We start from the raw sequence: 17,619 nt of genomic DNA, 5'->3' as shown, positions 1-17,619 counted from the left end.
CAGGGCAATAACATACAGCAGTCATGAGAATTTCAATGGTAAAATGATAATTTTACGAAATTCCTTACATTAGCTTAATCCTAACCCTTTTGGGCTAGTTCCAAGACAACACCTTAGATGAACCCTGTTAAAATACTCAGCTCACTATTTTTGGCCGGATGCATGTTTTTGCATTCCGGACTCATTTCTCAACAACATTCAAGGTCGAAAATGCTGGTCGCCCCACCCGTCTTACCACCGGAAGGTTCAGATCTGCTTAACCTCACAACACTCGGAAAAACAACTTCGCCGCCAGATAGCAGTCGCTTTACACACATGCTGCTCGCCCAGGGACTGGATGAACCCATGGGAATGGCCATATTGCCAGATTTCAATGTGGTGATTGTGGAGCGCAAGGGTGCAGTAAAGCTGTATAATGCGAAAGAAAAACTATTAAAAACCATTACACAGTTTGATGTGTACAGTGGAATCGAGGACGGACTGCTGGGTGTAGCTGCCGATCCATCGTTTACAGAAAACCATTGGATTTACTTCTATTACGGACTGGCAGGAACCAGGAATGTGAGCCAGCTGACCAGGTACAATTTAAATGGCGATCAGCTGGATTTACGATCAAAAAAAAACCTTCTGGAAGTGCCTACGCAGCGTACTTACTGCTGCCATTCGGCAGGGTATCTTACTTTTGACAGCGACGGGTTGCTTTACATGTCCACCGGCGACAATACCAATGCAGAAGAAATCGAAGGCCACAACCCCACGGACGAAAGGCCCGGACGCCAGCTTTCCGATGATCAGGGAACCACTGCCAACAGCAACGATCTTCGTGGAAAAATTTTGAGAATAAAACCACTGCCTGACGGTACTTATGCTATCCCGGAAGGCAATTTATTCCCAAAAGACGGATCACAGGGCAGGCCTGAGGTGTATGTAATGGGTTGCCGAAATCCTTTCAGAGTATCTGTGGATCCCAAAACAAAATTTGTATACTGGGGTGACGTAGGCCCGGACACGATGATCCCGGCTGAAGAGGGTATGCTGAGTTACGATGAGATTAACCAGGCGCGAAAACCGGGGTTTTTCGGCTATCCATACTTCCTGGGCAATAATGAAGGTTTCCCGAAATACGATTTCGAAACGAAAAAAGAAGGCCCGAAGCAGGATCCGCTTCGCCCTGTGAACAATTCCCCCAACAACACAGGTATAAAAAACCTGCCCCCCGCCCAGCCCGCAATGATCTGGTACGGCAAAGGTGCGTCCAAACGGTGGCCCCTGGTGGGAAAAGGTGCGGCAAGCGCAATGGCCGGCCCTGTATATTACAGTGACCTCTACCCCAATGCTAAATACAAGCTTCCGGATTACTACAACGGAAAGCTCTTTATTTATGAATGGGTGAGGAAATGGATCATGGCCGTTACATTGGATAGTGAGGGTAACTATGTGGCTATGGAGCCATTTCTCCCGCATTTAAAAGTAATGGCACCGATGGATATGCAAATTGCCAAAGACGGCGCCATTTATATGCTGGCCTATGGAACCAACTGGTTTGCAAAAAGCGCCGACGCCGGTTTACTTCGCATTGAATATTCCGAAGGTAACCGTAACCCTGTGGCCAGCATCGTTACCAGCAAAACCGTGGGACCGGCACCGATGAGCGTAACCCTTTCCGCTGCCAACTCACACGATTACGACAAGGGTGACCAATTGACTTATGAATGGAAAATTGGAACACAAAAGTTGAAAGGCAAAGAAATCGAATATTCATTCAGAAAAGCTGGCATCTACAATATCGCTCTTACCGTTTCCGACAATCACGGTGGTGCTGGTGTGGCTACGCAGCAGATTAAGGTGGGAAATACGCCGCCTGTGGTGTCCATCAGCAGCAATACCAACAAGAGTTTCTATTGGGATGGCACTCAACTGGACTACAAAATCAACATTCAAGACGCAGAAGACAAAAAAATTGACGCCAAGAAAATATCGGCAAGCTTTAATTACCTGGCATCAAAATCGGATCTGGCGGCGGCCCTGTCTGGCGCCAATCACGGGAATATGAAGTTTGTTGCGACCGAAAAATTGTATGCATCACTCGATTGTAAAGCATGCCATACAATGGATACCAAAAGCATTGGCCCTGCACTTAAAGCCATTTCAAAAAAATACCAGGGCCAGGACGATGCAAATGAATTGCTCGCCACAAAGATTATCAAGGGCGGAAGCGGCAACTGGGGAACTTACCCGATGCCGCCACACCCCGATCTCCCCCTAAAGGATGCGAAGGAGATTGCCACTTACATACTTTCTCTGGAAAAACCCGAAACTGCTTTTCCCTTATCAGGAACTTTGAATCTGAGGGAGCACTCCGACACACAAACTGATGGCGTCTATGTGATACAGGCTGCTTACACGGACCAGGGAGCGAATGGTATTGAACCCTTGAAAGCCGGAAATCATCTTGTATTGAGAAATCCATTGGTTCAGATCGAAGATTACGAAGAGGGAAATGTAAGCGTTGGTATCGGCACCCTGAATACCGATTTTGTGACTTACGTACCCGGCGGAAATGGGAAATATGTTAGTTTCAAAAAAACAGATCTTACCCACATCAGCAAAATGCGGTTCAGGGTGCAGCAGGATGGTGAAGGTGGAACGATAGAAATCCGGGTAACCCGCAAGGATGGTGCGCTCGTGGGCAAATTACAAGTTCCACCGGGAAAGGCCAAGGATCCGAAACAGGGCTGGCTGGAAATGGAAACGCCCATTAACCCGACCAATGGCGTTCAGGATTTGTATTTCATATTCACCAATCCCGACAAAACAAAGAGGGGGCTTTTCAATGTGGACTGGATATATTTTGAGCGGTAATAATTTTAACCAAAAGCCTTTCTTAACAGAATGATCATGCAGAAGTATAGCGAAGGCGTTATATTGCCTGCCCAAATGCATATCCAACCTTTTAGTAAAATGAATAAAAATTCACTTTTGATTCTTGCAGGTTTACTGCTTTGTATCGTTTTTGAAAGTATGGCCCAGAGTAAAAACAAAGTGATCGCGCACCGGGGCGCCTGGAAAAATACCGGCGCCACAGAGAACTCAATCGGTGCACTCGAGCATGCGATTAAACTCAAATGTTATGGGAGCGAGTTTGACGTACACATGTCGGCAGATTCCGTATTATTTGTCAATCACGACCATACCATTAAAGGAACGGATATTGAAAAAACCAGTGCGAAGGAGCTCTCTGAAATAAAACTAAGCAACGGAGAAAACCTTCCGACTCTTGAGGCTTATCTTAAAGCTGGTGCCAACCAAAAGAAAACAAGGCTTATTCTGGAAATTAAAACCTCCCGATTGGGCAAAGAAAGATCTATGGCGCTGGCTACAAAATGTGTGGCATTGGTGAAAGAACTGAAAGTGGGAAAGATCACCGATTACATCGCATTTGATTATGACGTTTGCCTGAAAGTGAAGCAGTTGACCCCCAAAGCGCATGTTCAATATCTGAACGGAGACAAAACCCCCGCAGAGATCAAGGCTGCGGGCCTGGATGGCATTGATTATCATCTCGGTGTTTTCAAAAAGCATGAATCATACATCAGGGAGGCGAAGGAAAACGGGCTCGTAACCAACGTCTGGACCGTAAACAGCAAGGCTGACATGCAGTACTTCCTAGACAACAAAGTAGATTACATCACCACCAATGAGCCAGAGGCATTGTTGGAAATGACGAAGTAGCAATGTTGATGCCAAGGAAATAAAAAAGGAGCAAGCTGTGATCGGCTTGCTCCTTTTTTATTTCTGTCATAGGATAGCCCTCAGATCCTTGCCGTTTGCAATTGCCCGTTGCTTTCCTCCCAGGCTCGGATCACCTGCGTGAGCTGTTTGTATTCTATCAGAAAGCCGTCGTGCCCATAAAGTGAATCTATTTCCTGAAAAACAGCATCCGGTATATGTCTTGCTAAAAACTGCTGTTCAGAGATTGGGAATAACAAATCTGACTTAATCCCGAGCACCAGCGTTTTCGCTTTTACCAGCCCTAGCGCATGGACTATACCGCCCCTATTCCTGCCCACATTGTGAGAGTCCATGATCTTGGAAAGTATCCAATAAGAATAGGCATTGAAACGGTTCACAAATTTATCGCCCTGATATTTCTGATACGAGGATGCCCTAAAATCGTCGATCTGATCGGGATTATCCCTTGCTTGTGTAAAATTATAGGTATCGTAGTTGCGGTAAGAAAGCAAGGCTACCGAACGGGCTGCCCGCATCCCCATACTTCCGGCCGATGGACTTTCGTCTCCGTAAGTTGGATCGGCTTCGATGGCCATTCGCTGGGATTCATTGAAAGCCACACCCCAGGGTGAGTGCAGTGCATTGGCGGCAATGACGATGAGCTCTTCGCAAAGATCCGGAACTTCCACCGCCCATTCGAGGGCCTGTTGCCCGCCCAGAGAGCCACCAATACAAATTTTAATCTTCCTGATTCCAAGCTCCTGACGTAAAATTTCAAGGGTTCCGACCACATCCCGGACCGTTAGTGTTGGAAAATCCCGATAATAAGGCTTTTGGGTTTGAGGATTCATCGAAAGCGGACCCGTGGATCCATACGCTGAACCTAGCACATTGACACAAATAATAAAGTGCTCTTCGGCATTAAAATATTTGCCCTCCCCTACCAGCCCATCCCACCAGTCGGACGCATTGGAACTTCCGGTAAGTGCGTGGCAAATCCAGATGATATTACTGTCATCTGCATTACGAACGCCGTATGTTGTGTAAGCCAGCTCGAAACCTGGAAGCTCCCGCCCCATTTCCAGAACATACGGGTATGGATATTTGTAAATCTTTTGTTCCGCTTGCATAAGTGCCCAGGCACAAGGTTTAAGTCAAAATAACATTTAAGTACCGGTAAACCCTACATTTAGGGACATACGGTATTTGGCTTAATAGAAAATGAATTCTATACCAGCTATGAGATTAAAGCCATCCGGCTTACGGAAATTTCTAACAGTAAGTTCATACACGAATTGATTTTATATCCCCTAATAACTTAGGTGGGATTTAGCACCTTTCTCCAAAGTGGTAGCAGGTTGCCAGAGGTTCATTGAGCCCATTCTCTCGCCTCTTCTTTATAAATCAATCGCTATTAAGTGAAGCAATTGACTTGATGATGCAATATTAAGCCCGGACACCGGGAAATGCAAATAATTGTTGGCACTACCCCGAATTTAATGGGCTTATTCAAAAAGGCGTAGGCAAGGAGCCGTTAGCTTTGCTTGCCCCTCCATTCCTAATTATTTAAAACTTAAATGATTAGCTCATTAACTTATTTCCAAAAATATGTATCTGCATCTGAAAAATTTAGCTCCGCCATTTTTCTGTTAAAATAAGGCCGGGTCAGGCGGTAAAGCGTAACTGTTTGATTATGCTCAATGAGCAAAATATCATAGCAGACAACCATGCTACATGCATTCTCAAAAAAATAACCAACTCAATATCAACACAATAATAAGTCAAGCATTTTTTGCACGTCACCACGGATTTGATGAGCGCAGTACCCACCCCCGGTAAACAGGAGCCTCAGCCATCGACAATTCATCATTAACAATTACAATTCTCCACTTAATCTCTTATAAGTTTTTACCTTTGTGATTATCTCTGCAAACTATGGCACAACATTACCGTTTCGATAAAGAAAAGGCCTCCCGGAAACCAGGCGTTACCCCGTTAAAGGAAGCAATCGACCGGATGATTGACACCTACCGCCTTCGAAACCGTTTTGACCAATCGTATGTAGTGGCGCATTGGGACAAGATTATGGGTAACGCCATCGGATCAAGGACCAAGCAGGTATATATCCACAACCGGACGCTGTTTCTTCAGATTGAATCAGCCCCGTTACGAAACGAGCTCGTTCGCGCCAAATCGAAAATTATAGAGCTGATCAACCGTGAGATGAAAACGAATTTAGTTGACGATGTGGTTTTCATTTAACACCGCTTCATTCACCATACAAGATTGACAACCAAGCATTCCTTTCCGAGATTCAACAAATAACACATTCCAAACGAAAAATCCTTAGCTCCCGATTTTCGCTGACTTTTCATGATTGAGATTCAACATCCGCCCTTTCTGCAACCAGGCGACAAAATAGGAATCATTGCTCCTGCCAGCGTGATCAACTACAACGACATTAAACCAGGTATCGAACTTTTACAAAATCAATGGCACCTGGATGTGATTGAGGGAAGTACTTTAAAAAGTGCCTACAATCAGTTTTCAGCAACCGATTCCGAACGGATTGACGATATTCAGAGGATGCTCGATGATTCTTCCATCAAGGCCATCATAGCTGCCCGGGGAGGATACGGATGCTCCCGAATCATCGACCGACTCAACTTCGATAAGTTTACCGCATCTCCAAAATGGGTGGTTGGCTTCAGTGATCTGACCGTTTTTTTATCAAAAATATATACACTGGGTTATGTAAGCGTGCATGCTCCGATGGTCAAATCCATGATGCTGCCAGGCGCTGAAAAAGCAGCGGAATCCCTAAGACAGCTCTTGTTTGGAGAATTCCCTAAATATACCGTGGCATCACACGCGCTTAACCGGAAAGGAACAGCAAGCGCGGAGATCGTGGGCGGCAATCTTTGCTTGCTGGCACATATGATCGGCACCGCTACCGATCAGGACACCAATGGCAAGATACTGTTTATCGAAGACGTTGGCGAATATTATTACAACCTGGACCGTATGATGATCCAATTGAAGCGGGCCGGTAAACTCGCCAATCTTGCAGGGCTGATCGTGGGGCAGTTCACTGATATGAAAGACAATGCCAATCCAGGTTTTGGGAAAGAAGTATATGAAATTGTTGAGGAACATATCGCTGAATATGATTACCCCGTCTGCTTCAATTTTCCGGTTGGTCACGTGGCCGACAACCGCGCTATCGGCATAGGAATGAATGCTTACCTTCATGTGCAGACCTCGAAAGTTGAGTTTCTGTTTGTATCGCCAGCGACCACGATCATTTAAAATTTGTATGGCTATGAAATCATTTGACAATAAGGTGGTTTGGATTACCGGGGCATCTTCCGGTATAGGAGAAGCGCTGGCACTGGCTTTCGCAAAAGAGGGCGCCAAACTGGTATTGACGGCGCGCCGCGAACAGGAACTTGCTCGGGTAAAGGCCCGGACCGGCCTGCCCGACTCAAACGTGTTACTTCTTCCTATGGATGTAACCGAATTTGAAAAAGCGCAATCGGCCGCTGATCTGATCATCAAAACTTTCGGAAAGATCGATATCATGGTGCACAATGCAGGTGTAAGCCAGAGATCCTACATTGTAGATACCGACTTAGCCGTCTATCGCAGACTGATGGATGTTGATTTTTATAGTACCGTAGCTATTACAAAAGCCATTTTACCATACATGATCAAGCAGCAGGCAGGTCATTTCATTGTGATCAGTAGTGTTGCCGGAAAGATTGGCACCATTATGCGGTCGGGTTACAATGCGGCCAAACATGCACTGCACGGCTTCTACGATTCACTGCGAGCAGAAGGTTATAAAGACAACATCAAAGTCACCACGGTGTGTCCGGGATACATTCGTACCAATATTTCTCTGAATGCGCTGAACGAATCCGGTGATAAATTCGGGAAAATGGATGCAAATCAGGCCAATGGTATCCCGGCAGAAGAATGTGCAAGCCGTATTTTACGAGCCGTACTTAAAGACAAAAAGGAAATTTACATAGGAGGATTTACAGAGGTAGCAGCCATTTACCTGAAAAGATTCCTACCCAATATTCTTTTTGATCAGGTGAGGAAAAACATCCCTGAATAGTGATTTTTAGGGATAGGCGCTCAACCTACCCCCTCCAGTCACCAGGCGCCATGCCGCTGTTTCAGAAGGAAATAGCAGCATGGTCTTATTCTCAATTGCGCTGACGATATCTACTTTTTGGATTTGGCTCCAGAATGCTGTTCGAGGTAATCGACTGCCAATCGGCTCAATGACTTCACCCCCAGTACCATTCCACTTTCATCTATGTAGAAATCAGGGGTATGATGTGGTGAGGCATCCTCCGGCTTTTTACCTTTGGGCATTCCGCCCAGGAAGAAGAAAAAGCCAGGTACTTTTTGCTGATAATAAGAGAAATCCTCTGCACCCGTTTTTGCCGTGGTTAATATGACATTCTCCTTGCCCGCCACCTGATGCAGGGTTCCGATCATTTTTTCTGTCAGCGCTTCATTGTTATACGTTACCGGATACAAGACATCAATCTTAACGGTGGCAGTGGCACCAGCGCTTTCGGCAATGTGGGTCGAAATGTCATTGACCCGTTTGTGAACGTAACTGTGCATTCCTTCATCAAAGGTGCGGATGGTGCCGATCATCTTCACCTGTTCAGGAATAATATTCTGACGAATTCCGCCATGAATCGCACCAATCGTCACCACAGCCGGTGCCTGCGTAATATCCAGATTCCTGCTCACGATGGTTTGAAGCGCCGTTACAATCTGTGAAGAAGTAACAATAGGATCCACACCAGACCACGGATAGGCACCGTGGGTTTGTTTGCCTTTTACGTCAATGCTAAAAAAATCAACAGCTGCCATGGTTGCACCCGGACGGTAAGTAATTTTGTTAACCTCAGTTTGCGAATTGATATGCAGACCAAAAATAGCATCCACTTTAGGATTTTCCAGAACGCCCTCTTTGATCATCAACTTGGCACCGCCTTCCTCCCCCTCCGGAGCACCCTCTTCTGCTGGCTGGAAAATAAATTTGACCGACCCTTTTAAATCAGATCTCATAGAGGCCAGCACTTCCGCCACACCCATAAGCATGGCAACATGGGTATCATGCCCGCACGCGTGCATCACACCGGTGGTCTGCCCGTTGTAGTCCGTAACAACGCTCGACTTAAATGGTACATCCGCGCGCTCTGTTACAGGCAACCCGTCCATATCGGCACGTAGCGCCACCACAGGCCCCGGCTTGCCTCCTTTAAGCAAACCCACAACGCCGGTATGCGCTACGCCGGTTTTCACCTCAAAGCCCAGCGCCGTCAAATGCGCCGCCACGATTTCAGCAGTTCGTTTCTCCCTGTTTCCGAGCTCCGGATGCTCGTGGAAATCCCGGCGCCAGTTTATGATCTTCCCTTCCAGTGCCTGCGCCTTTGCATTGATCTGCGCCAGCGGTAAAGGCTGAGAAAAAATGGTAAAACAGATAAGCATTAATCCGAAAAGCAAGAAGATATTTCTCATACAATGAGGTTATTTAAATTTTGTTTATCAAAAATCCTTGTCTGAAACTCATTATCCCAAATGGTAGAGGGCTCTATGCCGAAAATAGTAAAAAAAAGTCGCTCAGGTGCACGAATCATAAAATTACACAGGCCCGGAAGACAATCCAGCGAATCGTTCCGCTTCCCTGAAAACATATTTTTTAAAATCTAAAAATTCTTACCCCTCCGCTGAGAAACCAAATGTCCAGTTCCGCGTCAAAGCTTCAAACCACACACGAAGATGATAAAGCGCCTGATTAATCAGCTACAGAATTTCTTCGGTATCACCAGAAAAGAGGCGCGTGCATCCCTTGCATTGATGGTCATTGGTTTTTGCCTGCTCTGGTTACCATTTATTTTCAAACGTTGGGTGCTTCCCCTAATCCCTACCGCAAGCACACACATGGACACAAAGGAGCTGGACAGCCTTGCGGCGGAACTAGAGAAGGAGGCCGAGGTTGCGGAAGAAGAACGAACGTATAAGAAGCCGACGTACGAAAATAGGCCACCTAAGGCAGTAAGATTAACAAATTTCGACCCCAATCAGGCATCCATGGATGAGCTGGAGGCATTAGGCATCCCGAAATTTCTGACCAAAAGAATTGAGAAGTACCGCGGTAAGGGCGGACAATTCCGTAAAAAGGAAGACCTGCTACACATTTATGATTTCCCCGCCGATCTCTACAAACGATTGGAACCATACATCACCTTACAAAACAGCTCCCAAAAACCAACAAACTATCAGAGAGCAGACTTCAAGGAAACCAATAAACTACAGGTAAATACCGATTCCAAAGAACTGAAACCTTATACCAAGACAGGCAACACGCCATTTGACATCAACACCACCGATACTACCCAACTAAACAAGCTTAAAGGAATTGGCAGCAAACGCTCACTCCGCATCCTGAAATTCAGAGATGCACTGGGTGGATTTCACTCCGAAAAACAATTTCAGGAAATTTTCGGGCTTGACTCCCTTGCACTGTCCGAACTTAACAAATACGCAAAAGTACAAAGCCCGGTCCGGAAGATAAATATCAACACCGCAACAGCGGAAGAATTAAGCGGACACGTCTATTTGCGGAACAAAAAACTGGCCGCAGTGATCGTCAACTACCGCGACCAGCATGGACCTTACGGATCTGCAGAAGATCTAAAAAAAGTGAAAGTTCTCGACGAGGCGACCATAACCAAGTTGGTGCCATATCTCTCTTTTTGACCTGAATACCATTCAATAAATGGAAGGCAGCTGTCGACGGATGATTTCTCAGCAGCAATTTCACGGCCCGAAAAGGGCACCGTAAACAACTGATTTACATTATTATCCGACACCAGGAGCACTTCAATAATTCGGATTCCATCCTCCCCTAATTCATAGAACGGTTTGCACAAGCCGATGACACCCTCTACTTTTGGATAACGTTAGCCATGATCATATACTTCCTATGGACTGTAAAAAGTACCAAATTCCTATTTTATTGCTGATTGCATCAATCCTTATCTTACCCCGGATTTACTACGTTGAGCACTTCGCGTCCCCATTACCTTTCTGGGATCAATGGGACTCTGAATGGCTTGGCCTGTTAAAGCCCTGGATGAATGGCAATTGGGAGGCAAAACTACTCTTGGCACCACACAACGAGCACCGTATTGTGCCCACCCGTATCCTGACACTGCTCATTTTCAACATGGCTGGTGAGTGGAACAACCTCGTGGAGGCCCGTACCAACATTCCACTCAGTGCGCTGTCGCCAGCCATTTTGCTTGGAGCATTGCTGAAAACCGATGACTTGGGTTACGTCAAATGGCTGACTGTGGTGATCGTTCTGTTAGGCGCAAGTCTGCCCTTCTCCTGGGAAAATTTCCTGATCGGATTTCAGAGCCAATTCTACTTTATGAATCTTTTTACGGTATCAGCACTTTTTTTATCCGCTTATCACTCCGATAAAACCTGGGCAACGGTTTGTATTGTGGCGGTTTCAATTCTCAGTACACTCACGGTTGCATCCGGTTTACTTACGCCCGCTTCGGTCATCATTTTGGTATTAATTAAAGGCTATAACGAAAGCAGGTTAAGCGCATCGTCCCTGACACTTGTCGGGATTTTGCTGGCTATTGCCATACTGGCTTATGGGACAATACCACCCACCCCGACCCACAAAATGCTACATGCCAGAAGTGTTCAGGAATTTTTTCAAACTATTTTCCACCTGATGGGCTGGCCATTGCGAGGGAGTAATCCTTTCCATGCTGTCCTTTGGATTCCGGGAGCAGTTATTGTTACACTACTATTTATCCGTCGTCAATTCACGCGGATCGACTTGCTTTTTGCAGGTTGTATGGCTTGGTCGGCCATGCAGATTATCGCGTTGGCCTATGCGCGCGGAAATAATCTGACGTATCATATGCCGCCTCGCTACACCGAGGTATTACTGCTGGGCCTTGCCGGGAATTCCTGGTTTGTACTGAAAATCCCATCATTAACGAGGACTCAAAGGCAACGAGCAGCTGGCTGGATGCTTCTTACCATCTTCCATGTTGCGGTGATCTTTACCTACATCCAAAGGGGTGTTCTGGACTTCCGAATACTAGAAGAAGAACGGTTGCGGCGGCTGACCCAGGCTGAAAACGTCTGCAGGTATATGTCAACGCACGAATACGCAGCGATTGAAAAGACTGGAACGCAGATTCCCTACCCCGACCCTAAAAGATTCCAACTCATATTGGATGACCCGGATCTAAAAAGAGCATTCAATTTCGACAATTTGTGCAGGTCCTATTAGTCAAGTGTGATGACATGTCAGATGATCCTGTTCCATGTCATTGTCCAATAACTATAAATCACCACGCCATCAATTCACGCACCGACCCTAATGATCCTCAACACCTCGGGAAACCCTGTACGCATCACCAGGAATTTCTCTGTATGGTAATTGATAACGGCTTTCCGATAAATAAAAAAACCAACGCCAGATTTTCCACCAATCCGGCTTAAAGTTCCGGTAGAGAATTCCAGTGTTGTTTTCTTGTTTTTTGTATCTCTCAAATTGCACGACAACATCCTCATAACCCTTCCTTGACCAGACAGAAAATTCGTCGGCCGGACCACTGCTGTAATGATAATTGGATTGCTTATACTCCCGGTCGTTGGTCATGATCATGATGGCCAAACTTACATCGGGGATGTTGAGGATGCCTACCGCTGATATCATCAGGATCAGTGATACAAAAATTTTACGCTTCATTTGCATGGGATCTAAACTGTGTGCGATTTTTTATGCTACCGTCCCAAAATTACTTTTGAAGTCTTCCGCAGGACGATTCACTCCTTGTGAACATCTTTAAATTTTAGCATGTCCACGAGTCTTTGCTCCTTCTCATTGTCAAAGCCACAGGACGTTTTGAATTCCTTCGGATTTTCGTACGTTCCGAAAAGCATGTCCCACCATACTATGTCGCCGTAGTTACTTTTATGTTTCTGATATTCGTGATGAATCCGATGCATTTCAGGCCTTTGAAAAATGTAGCCTATCCATTGGGGTGTTTTGACATTGGTATGGTAAAAAAACTCACCCAGGGCAGTGCAGAGTGTATAAATTCCTCCGGCCTCCGTATTCAATCCCAGCAACGTGTAAACCAGCAGACTGCCGATCACAGAATTTACCGTCATTTCCATCGGATGTTTGTAAAAGGACGTGATCACCTCCAGGCGCTGCGGACTGTGGTGGATCTGGTGAAAATGGGTCCATAAAAAATCGACGGTATGCCGCCACCTGTGCCACCAGTAGAAAATAAATGTAGCTATGAAATAAGCGATAACCCCTCCGGCAATGTCATTAACGTAGGTGGAAAGCTGAAAAACGGACCAGCTCGAAAGCCATTTTTCCCATGAGAATCCTGCAACAGTCACCACAATCAATTGCACAAAATTTATTGCAAGTACTCTTACTGTCCAGGTAGGCACTGTTGGCAGCCTCCACCCGGGAATTATCCTTTCCAAAACGAAGCACAGAGCGAATACCATGAAGATTATTGGTAGCATGGGATTCTGATTTATAGTTGATTAAAGAACAGCTTCAACCGAAAAATCATATTGGAAGCCGCAGTACAGATGAAGGGCATGCACAATGCCCGACCAAATGTTTTCATAAAAAGAAGATTTAAGTGAACAAAAATGAACACTCAAATCTCCGGTTGGGAAAAATCAATTCCTTTGATAATTATCAAAAAACACCTTCCGCCAGTTTTATTTTCGAAAGCCCGCCCGTATCCGGCTCAGATGCTCCTGAGAAATACCGAGATAGGAGGCAATGTGTCCGAGCTTAACCCGCTGCAGAATATTGGGAATTTGCTCAATCAGGCGGGCATACCTTTCTTCTGCTGTGCAGAATGCAAAGAGTTTCATACGCTCATCCAGAAGCAGATAGTTGTGTGTTACCATGAGCCGCCCGAGGCGCTCAACAGCAGGGAAGTTTTCAAAAACCGGCTCTAATTGATTGTAGTGAAGACTATATACTTCACTGTCCTCCAGTAGCTCTATGTTGTAGATGGAAGGATGTCCGGTGAAAAGGCTATCAATGGCGCTGACAATAGCCCCCTCCGACGTAAACCAGGCGGTCACGTCTTTGCCATCCTTATAATAAAACACCCTGGCAAGACCCTTCGCCACAAAATGAAATTCCTGGCAAACTTCGCCGTTCCTGAGCAGTAAGGTATTTCGCGCATGTGATCTGAACACTGTAATACCATCAATGGCTTTTTGCGCTTCCGTCGGCAGCTTAACGATCCCTTCAAGATATGAGATAAATGCATTCATTTTAAAAGGATCACTACACAGCACTCCGTGTTCACGCCCATTCTCACTCCCATATTCCCATTCCTCCTTCCTCCCTTTTTTCCTTCCCTAAAAATTCGGCTTCAGCAGATATTTGGAATAGAATTTGTCAATTACCCGGACGGCGTCATCTGGCGTATCTACAATGCTGATCAGCTTTAAGTCTTCCGCATTGATATTGCTTTCAGTAAGCATAACACTTTTAATCCAATCGATCAAACCGGCCCAGTAACTGCTCCCCACCAGAACAATCGGGAAGCGCGCGATTTTTTTGGTTTGAATGAGCGTCATAGCCTCAAACATCTCGTCCAGCGTTCCAAAACCGCCCGGCATCACAATAAAGCCCTGAGAATACTTTACAAACATGACTTTCCGAACAAAAAAGAAATCGAAATTGATGTTTTTATCAGGGTCGATGTAGATATTGCTGTGTTGTTCAAAAGGCAGTTTGATATTCAATCCAACAGATTTACCACCTTGTTCATGCGCTCCCTTGTTACCTGCCTCCATGATACCCGGCCCACCTCCGGTGATCACCCCATATCCATGTCGCACCAGTTTTGCGGCAATTTCTTCCGCTGTTTTGTAGTGCGGATTGTCGGCAGTGGTTCGGGCCGACCCGAATAATGATACACACGGGCCAATCTTCGCCAGCTTGTCGAAACCTTCCACAAACTCGGCCATTACTTTAAAAATAACCCAGGAATCGGCACTCTTTATTTCATTCCAGTTACGATCTTCAAAAGCTTCTTTAATTCGTTTTTCATCTTCCGGAACCGCAGCATTGAGCAGAGAGACATCTATCAATTGTGAATCCGGGGTGTTGGTATCTTCTTCCATATTTTTCTAAACTGTTTAGTTGTTGTCGAATACATGTTACCTTTGCAGGCAAAATTGTACAATAAAGCGTCTTTTCCTCATTATTATTTTAATGCGGGATACAAATAACAAAAAAGTAATGAGAAAAATTGCGATTGGATCGGATCATGCGGGATACCCATACAAAGAACCACTCATCAACTGGCTCCAGACAAATGGATTTGAAGTGAAGGATTTTGGTACGTTCAGTGCCGACTCGGCCGATTATGCCGATTTTGCGCATCCGGTTGCCAGCAGTGTTGAAAGTAAAGAATTTGAAAAAGGAATTCTCCTTTGCGGAAGCGGGCAAGGTGTATGCATTACCGCAAACAAACACCAGGGAATCAGGGCTGCACTGGTGTGGGATCTTCCGTTAGCCGCTTTGGCCCGTCAGCACAACGACGCCAACGTAATTTGTCTACCAGTCCGGTTCATAGAACTTGAGACAGCGATTGCTAGTGTCCAGGCCTTTCTGGCTACAGAATTCGAAGGCGGCAGACATCAGCTTCGCGTAGATAAGATTGCCTGTTAGCGCGAGAGGTGTTTTAGTTTGAGCGTTTCTATCGTTTGATATGAGTTAATTACAACCGATTAAACTCCTCAAACTCCTCCAAGCTCCACCTACCTGCCTCCTTCTGCCACCCCCACTCTCTGGTAAATTCCCTTCCAGGGACTCTTTTGGTATTGCTTTTGCAGCGCGGGAACCCTGTTCAGGAGTTTCGGCATGATGTTTACCTTATCAATCACGTAATCGGGAGGGTCTTTCCTGAAATTATCATATACGTGAATCACGCTATCGTAATGGTCGAGATTCATCAAATCATAACTTGCCAGATCCCAGTTAAGATAGGGCGTAGCGGTAAAATTTTCGATGTATTCTCCGGCGTTGTAACCCAGCACCAGTATTCTTTTTTCCCTGATTGCCGACGGCAGGGCGGCTGATTTGGCCCTCAGATTTTCCAGCCTGCCCATGGATATTCCGGGAATAATTCCCTTGAGACCCTGGTATTGGATAAACAGGATGGTTGCCCCCATCAGCATAAACTGCAGCTCATCGGCCCAGCTCTTCTTCTTAAAACTTTGGAAATAATGCGTTGCGAAGAAGGATGCGGGCGGCACAAATATGATGAACTGCATGGGTGCCAGGTATTCCATTAACGGAATGGTGAAAACGGCAACAATGAACCACAAGGCCATCACCTGCTGAATTCGTGTCTGATAATTCACAAATCTTAAAGTGGTAAAAATGCGCATGAAGCCCATTATACCAAAGCCCAAAGGCAATAAAAGCGATGCCAGAAGTGATGAGAAATCGTTCAATACATACTGTTTTACCTGAAACACCGAAGTAAGCAAATTCCTGTTCAGGCTTTCCACGCCATCGTTCAGATAGAAAAAAAGCACTACCATCATCAAGGGGAAAAGCGAGCCAAAGGCACCTAGCAAATGATGCCTGATGGTAGAACCAGTATAAAACAGCAAGGCAAAAAAAGCCCACGCCATGAACAAGGAAGCCGGCAGATAGAATAAGGTAGCAATTCCAATATACAGGCCCATCTCAAATACCTGTGTGGTCACCTCCCGCCTGACCAGCATTTTCACTATTGATCCAAATGCAAATAACAAAAAAGTATTGGCCATCAGCATGGGCGACAGTGTACCCATATCAAAAGAAACATTAAGAAACAGTGCATAAAGAGCTCCCGGAATAAAGTTTCTTTCCGGAAAAACCTCTCTTGAATAAATGACGAAATTGAAATAAAGGATCTGGATAATCGCAACAGCCAAAGCTCCGAATTGAAAGGCCCATTGTGCCCGGCCAAACAGGGAGTCAATCACCCAATAGGTGAGACCCGACAGTGGGCTTACATTGTCCCAAACGTCCCGGTAGAGCATAAATCCCCTGTTCATTTGCTCTCCTACCAGCATCCAGCTCAGTTCGGGGATCAGCAAAGGAACTTCGCCCAGAAAAAAAGGGAGCCGTAATAACAGAAAAAATATGACCAGGCTTACCGTCTGATAGCGGGCATTGACTCGAAAAAAACTAAGCAATAATCCGGGAGATTAAATAACATTCATGAATACTTCACGAAATTACAACCTCGGATTCTACAAAAACAAAATAAGTACGGATATTTGCGGTTATTTTAAATAAGAAAATAACGGATACGGCGAGGATGTTCACAAAGACAGGACCATCCGATTCAGCATCCATAATCCGTAACAAGAAATGGAATCGAAAAGACAACAAAAGGTAGGCAGGCAAATTCAGAAAGATCTTGGAGAAATATTCCAGAAAGACGCGAATCATTTAACACAGGGATCGTTCGTTACGATAACCGCAGTGCGGGTAACTCCCGACCTGGGTATTGCGAGAGCATATTTGAGTTTTCTGCCCGATAAGAACAAACAGATACTGCTGGAAACCATCCAGGACAACACGAAATTCATTCGTCAGAAACTTGCAGATCGGGTACGCCATCAGTTACGCATCATTCCACATCTGCAATTCTACATCGATGACACTGCGGAATACGCAGCAAAAATGGATCTGCTGTTTTCCAATATTGTAATTCCACCGGCTGATCCGGAAGAAAGCCAGGAGGCATCGAACTAAACTTT

The 17,619-nt window shown here is 45.5% G+C and carries 16 protein-coding genes and 1 riboswitch; of the genes, 9 read left to right on the top strand and 7 right to left on the bottom strand.

Annotated features, from left to right (window positions below; translation table 11 throughout):
- Positions 1-210: 210 nt before the first annotated feature.
- Both DYADSP32_RS26615 and DYADSP32_RS26610 read left to right on the top strand, forming a co-directional pair.
- Positions 211-2,862, top strand: coding sequence for a PQQ-dependent sugar dehydrogenase (locus tag DYADSP32_RS26615; RefSeq protein WP_414618082.1), 2,652 nt, complete (start codon positions 211-213; stop codon positions 2,860-2,862).
- A 99-nt stretch (positions 2,863-2,961) separates the two neighbouring features.
- A complete protein-coding gene (locus tag DYADSP32_RS26610; protein WP_149239917.1) occupies positions 2,962-3,732 on the top strand; it encodes a glycerophosphodiester phosphodiesterase family protein in 771 nt (256 codons plus the stop codon).
- A gap of 80 nt (positions 3,733-3,812) precedes the next feature.
- Here the strand turns inward: DYADSP32_RS26610 and DYADSP32_RS26605 are convergent, their stop codons facing one another.
- Positions 3,813-4,862, bottom strand: a complete 1,050-nt coding sequence (locus DYADSP32_RS26605) for an alpha/beta fold hydrolase (RefSeq protein ID WP_149239918.1) — start codon at positions 4,860-4,862, stop codon at positions 3,813-3,815.
- 168 nt (positions 4,863-5,030) lie between these two features.
- Positions 5,031-5,138: riboswitch (SAM riboswitch) on the bottom strand.
- Between the two features lie 529 nt (positions 5,139-5,667).
- Here DYADSP32_RS26605 and DYADSP32_RS26600 point away from each other — a divergent pair.
- The 3 genes from DYADSP32_RS26600 to DYADSP32_RS26590 all read left to right on the top strand — a co-directional run bounded on the left by DYADSP32_RS26600 (position 5,668) and on the right by DYADSP32_RS26590 (position 7,855).
- Positions 5,668-5,994, top strand: a complete 327-nt coding sequence (locus tag DYADSP32_RS26600; RefSeq protein ID WP_149239919.1) for a DUF721 domain-containing protein — start codon at positions 5,668-5,670, stop codon at positions 5,992-5,994.
- Between the two features lie 111 nt (positions 5,995-6,105).
- Positions 6,106-7,041 carry an LD-carboxypeptidase gene (locus tag DYADSP32_RS26595; RefSeq protein ID WP_149239920.1) on the top strand — a complete coding sequence of 312 codons (936 nt, stop codon included), beginning with the start codon at positions 6,106-6,108 and terminating at the stop codon, positions 7,039-7,041.
- A 13-nt stretch (positions 7,042-7,054) separates the two neighbouring features.
- Positions 7,055-7,855, top strand: coding sequence for an SDR family oxidoreductase (locus DYADSP32_RS26590; protein WP_149239921.1), 801 nt, complete (start codon positions 7,055-7,057; stop codon positions 7,853-7,855).
- A gap of 110 nt (positions 7,856-7,965) precedes the next feature.
- Here DYADSP32_RS26590 and DYADSP32_RS26585 read toward each other — a convergent pair whose 3' ends face one another.
- Complete coding sequence (locus tag DYADSP32_RS26585) at positions 7,966-9,252, bottom strand: amidohydrolase (protein WP_414618185.1); 1,287 nt, start codon at positions 9,250-9,252, stop codon at positions 7,966-7,968.
- Between the two features lie 291 nt (positions 9,253-9,543).
- On the opposite strand from DYADSP32_RS26585, the gene DYADSP32_RS26580 reads away from it, so the two are divergent.
- Positions 9,544-10,524 carry a helix-hairpin-helix domain-containing protein gene (locus DYADSP32_RS26580; RefSeq protein WP_149239923.1) on the top strand — a complete coding sequence of 327 codons (981 nt, stop codon included), beginning with the start codon at positions 9,544-9,546 and terminating at the stop codon, positions 10,522-10,524.
- A gap of 259 nt (positions 10,525-10,783) precedes the next feature.
- Positions 10,784-12,088, top strand: a complete 1,305-nt coding sequence (locus DYADSP32_RS26575) for a hypothetical protein (RefSeq protein ID WP_414618081.1) — start codon at positions 10,784-10,786, stop codon at positions 12,086-12,088.
- A gap of 87 nt (positions 12,089-12,175) precedes the next feature.
- On the opposite strand, the gene DYADSP32_RS26570 is transcribed toward DYADSP32_RS26575, so the two are convergent.
- The 4 genes from DYADSP32_RS26570 to DYADSP32_RS26555 form a co-directional block, all read right to left on the bottom strand.
- A complete protein-coding gene (locus DYADSP32_RS26570) occupies positions 12,176-12,550 on the bottom strand; it encodes a hypothetical protein (RefSeq protein WP_149239925.1) in 375 nt (124 codons plus the stop codon).
- 77 nt (positions 12,551-12,627) lie between these two features.
- Entirely contained in the window at positions 12,628-13,347 is a 720-nt protein-coding gene (locus DYADSP32_RS26565) for a sterol desaturase family protein (protein ID WP_149239926.1), read from the bottom strand.
- Positions 13,348-13,551: 204 nt separating this feature from the next.
- The gene (locus DYADSP32_RS26560; protein WP_149239927.1) at positions 13,552-14,121 is read right to left on the bottom strand and encodes a Crp/Fnr family transcriptional regulator; all 570 of its coding nucleotides are present in this window, start codon (positions 14,119-14,121) and stop codon (positions 13,552-13,554) included.
- 87 nt (positions 14,122-14,208) lie between these two features.
- Positions 14,209-14,979, bottom strand: a complete 771-nt coding sequence (locus tag DYADSP32_RS26555; RefSeq protein ID WP_414618080.1) for a TIGR00730 family Rossman fold protein — start codon at positions 14,977-14,979, stop codon at positions 14,209-14,211.
- A 118-nt stretch (positions 14,980-15,097) separates the two neighbouring features.
- On the opposite strand from DYADSP32_RS26555, the gene rpiB reads away from it, so the two are divergent.
- Entirely contained in the window at positions 15,098-15,529 is a 432-nt protein-coding gene (gene rpiB / locus DYADSP32_RS26550) for a ribose 5-phosphate isomerase B (protein WP_149239928.1), read from the top strand.
- A gap of 89 nt (positions 15,530-15,618) precedes the next feature.
- On the opposite strand, the gene DYADSP32_RS26545 is transcribed toward rpiB, so the two are convergent.
- A complete protein-coding gene (locus DYADSP32_RS26545; RefSeq protein ID WP_149239929.1) occupies positions 15,619-17,049 on the bottom strand; it encodes a hypothetical protein in 1,431 nt (476 codons plus the stop codon).
- A 178-nt stretch (positions 17,050-17,227) separates the two neighbouring features.
- On the opposite strand from DYADSP32_RS26545, the gene rbfA reads away from it, so the two are divergent.
- The gene (gene rbfA, locus DYADSP32_RS26540; RefSeq protein WP_149239930.1) at positions 17,228-17,614 is read left to right on the top strand and encodes a 30S ribosome-binding factor RbfA; all 387 of its coding nucleotides are present in this window, start codon (positions 17,228-17,230) and stop codon (positions 17,612-17,614) included.
- The last annotated feature ends 5 nt before the right edge of the window (positions 17,615-17,619 follow it).

Origin of the sequence: Dyadobacter sp. 32, from assembly GCF_902506755.1 — a bacterium.
Classification (GTDB): Bacteria; Bacteroidota; Bacteroidia; order Cytophagales; family Spirosomataceae; genus Dyadobacter.
The sequence above is the reverse complement of the archived record's forward strand: the minus strand, read 5'-3'. Positions and strand labels throughout refer to the sequence as shown.